General features: G+C 73.8%; 3 protein-coding genes. All 3 read right to left on the bottom strand.

Annotated features, from left to right (window positions below; all coding sequences use genetic code 11):
* Positions 1-12: 12 nt before the first annotated feature.
* Entirely contained in the window at positions 13-1,023 is a 1,011-nt protein-coding gene (locus tag ABD54_RS26130; protein ID WP_047872211.1) for a LacI family DNA-binding transcriptional regulator, read from the bottom strand.
* Positions 1,024-1,199: 176 nt separating this feature from the next.
* Entirely contained in the window at positions 1,200-2,450 is a 1,251-nt protein-coding gene (locus ABD54_RS26125) for a deoxyguanosinetriphosphate triphosphohydrolase (protein ID WP_047872210.1), read from the bottom strand.
* 51 nt (positions 2,451-2,501) lie between these two features.
* The coding region (locus ABD54_RS26120; RefSeq protein ID WP_200904196.1) for a YdcF family protein at positions 2,502-3,232 on the bottom strand (731 nt) is incomplete at its 5' end.

Below are 3,232 nucleotides of genomic sequence, written 5' to 3'. Positions count from 1 at the left end.
GGTCTCAGGGGGTCACGGCGGCGGGGGCCCGCTGCTGCCGCGCACCCGCAACCGCGCCGGGACGACCCGGCGCTCGGCCCCTGAGGGGTCGGCCGGTCCCTCCCGGGCGATCTCGGCGAGCAGCAGGGCCAGGCTCTCCCGGCCCACCTGGGCGAAGTCCTGGTGGACGGTGGTCAGGGACGGGGTCAGGTACTCGGCCTCGGGAACGTCGTCGAAGCCGACCACGCTGACGTCGCCGGGGACGTGCAGGTCCGCCTCGTGCAGCGCGCGCAGCACGCCGATGGCCATCTGGTCGTTGCCCACGAAGATCGCCGTGACCCGCTCCCCCTCGGCACGCCTGCGCACCAGCGCCAGGCCCACCTCGTAGCCCGACCGGGGGCTCCAGTCCCCTTGGAGCGGTTCGTGGACCGGCGCGCCGGCCTCCTCCAGGGCCCGGCGCCACCCGACCACCCGGGCCGCGGACTCCAGCCACAGGGGATCGCCCTCCACGTGGTGGACGGTCGTGTGGCCCAGGTCGAGCAGGTGGCGGACGGCGTCGTGGGCGCCCTGGACCTGGTCGACGCAGACGACGGGAAGGCCCGAGCCCTCGCCGCCCTCGACCGCGACCAGGGGCCCGGGTCCGGGCAAAGCCGCCAGCGCCTCCACCAGGGCGCGCTGGGGGGCGATCGCCACGCAGCCCTCGACCGACTGCTGGATCAGGTAGTCGGCCGCCGCGACCACTCCTTCGGGCGACACGTCGTCGAGGCTGACCATGCTCAGGAAGTAGCCCGCCTCGCGCGCGGCCCGCTCGATCCCCGCCAGGGTCTGCGCCGGGCCGAAGAGCGTGGGGTCGAAGGCGATGACGCCGAGCACGTTGGTGCGGCGGGTGACCAGGGCACGCGCGGTGGAGTTGCGGTGGTAGCCCAGCTCCTCGATGGCGTCGCGTACCCGCAGCACCGTCTCCTCGCGGACGTTGGGGTGGCCGTTGACCACGCGCGACACCGTCTGGTGGGAGACTCCGGCCAGCCGGGCCACGTCCGCCATGACGGGGGTACGGCCACCTGGGGGTTTCACCGGGACGACACCTCCGGGCACGGGAAGGGGCGCTTCTGTGATGTGCGCAACATTGTTAGCGCTCACATCGGTGAAGTCAACCCCCCTTCACCCCGATCGCGGGAACGGGGGCGAAGGGGTGCGGGCACGCGGGCGCGGCTGCGCGCTCAGCCGGTGAGACCGGCGTGCAGCGCGGTCGCGGAGGTGTCGGTGAGGGAGGCGACCTGGTCGATGACCACGCGCAGGGCGGCGGAGTCGTCGGCGGCCGCGGTGAAGGCGGCGCGGAACTGCGGGTCCAGGCCCTCGGGGGCGTTCTTCCACAGGAGGCCGACCAGCTCGGTGATCAGGCGGCGCTCCTCGGCCTGGTAGACCCGGGCCTCCTCCCGCGAGAGCACGAAGTGGGCGGCGACCGCCTTGAGCAGGGCGCACTCCAGAAGGGGGCGGCGGGGCACCAGGAGGTCACCGCCGTAACGGGTGAGGCGCCCGGGACCGTACGCGGCGCGGGTGGCCTCCTCCGCGGCCCGGCAGAAGCGGCCGATGAGCCCGCTGGTGAGGTTCTTGAGCGCGGCTAGCGAGGCGAGGTCGCCGGTGAACTCGCGCGGCCACGCGGGGTGGGCTATCAGGCCGGCGAAGACCTCGTCGAGTTCGGCCGGGTCGGCGGCGCAGTAGTCGGCGGCGGCGATCCGCACGACCTCGGCGCGCTCGGCGGAGCCGCGCAGGGCCGCGGGGTCCACCAGACCGGCGTGCAGGGCGTCCTCGACGTCGTGCACGGAGTAGGCGACGTCGTCGGCCCAGTCCATGACCTGGGCCTCGAAGCAGGTGCGCCCCGGGGGCGCGTCCCGGCGCAGCCAGTCGAACACCGCGATGTCGTCGGGATAGCAGTTGAACTTGCGGGTGTCGCCGCCCTCGCCCCGGAGCCAGGGGTACTTGACGGTGGCGTCGAGGGTGGCGCGGGTGAGGTTGAGCCCCGCACTGCGCCCGTCGGGGTCGATGACCTTGCCCTCCAGGCGCACGAGCAGGCGCAGGCTCTGCGCGTTGCCCTCGAACCCGCCGCAGTCGGCGGCGGCCTCGTCCAGGGCGCGCTCGCCGTTGTGGCCGAAGGGCGGGTGCCCCAGGTCGTGGGACAGGCAGGCCGCCTCCACCAGGTCGGGGTCGCAGCCCAGTGCCTGGCCGAGTTCGCGGCCGATCTGGGCGCACTCCAGGGAGTGGGTGAGGCGGGTGCGCGGGAAGTCGCTCACACCGGGCTGGACGACCTGGGTCTTGGCGGCCAGGCGGCGCAGGGCGGCGCTGTGCAGGACTCGGGCCCGGTCCCGTTCGAAGGGGTCGCGGGCCCGGTTCTTGCGGTTCTCCAGGGCCATGCGCTCGGTGTCCTCGTCGGTGTAGCCGAGTGCTCCGCCTTCGCGGGGGTTGTTCGTCATGGTGTCAGCCAGCCTACTTCCCAGCTACGACCCGGGCGCCGTCCGCGCTGGTCAGGCAGCATCGACCTGGATGTCGCTGCTGTCGTTGAAGATCCAGTAGTACCAGAGCGCCGCGGTCTCCCTGGTGATGTACCACAGCTGTGTGCGGCGCTCGATGACCGCGGGTCCCGACCGCGAGGGCGAGGTGCCCGCCTCGATGCCGTGGTCGGCGGCCATGCGCTCGGAGCGCAGGCTGTGCCAGGGGTCGGAGACGAGGATGGCGGTGTCCCAGGAGTTGGCCTCGAAGACCCCGGCGACGGCGTCGATGCTCTGGAGGGTGTCGCGCCCCTCCTCCACCGCGATGATCTGGGAGCGGGGGACGCCCACCTCGATCAGCCAGTTGCGCCCGGAGGCGGCCTCGGTGAAGTTGTCGCCGGGCAGCTTGCCGCCGACGGTGACGATGACCGGGGCCACGCCCTCCAGGTAGAGGACCTGGGCGTGGCGCAGCCGCGCCTCGAAGACGGGCGAGGGCACGCCGTTGTACTGGCTGGCGCCGAGCACGACGATGGCGTCGGAGGTGGTGCGCTCGTCCTGGCGGGCCACGTACCAGACCCAGGACCAGGTGCCGACCGGGACGGCCAGGGCGGTGACCAGCAGCAGGCTGACGAGCCAGCGCAGGCGGAGGCGGCGTCGGACGCGGCGGCGCGGGCGCGGCCGGGAGAAGGACGGCGGCTCGGGCCGGCGGCGGGGAGCGGGCTCCGGGGCGCGCGGGAACTCCTCCTCCGGGAACCCCTCCTCGGGGA

It is taken from the genome of Nocardiopsis sp. RV163 (assembly GCF_001029525.1).
GTDB lineage: Bacteria > Actinomycetota > Actinomycetes > Streptosporangiales > Streptosporangiaceae > Nocardiopsis > Nocardiopsis dassonvillei.
The sequence above is the reverse complement of the archived record's forward strand: the minus strand, read 5'-3'. Positions and strand labels throughout refer to the sequence as shown.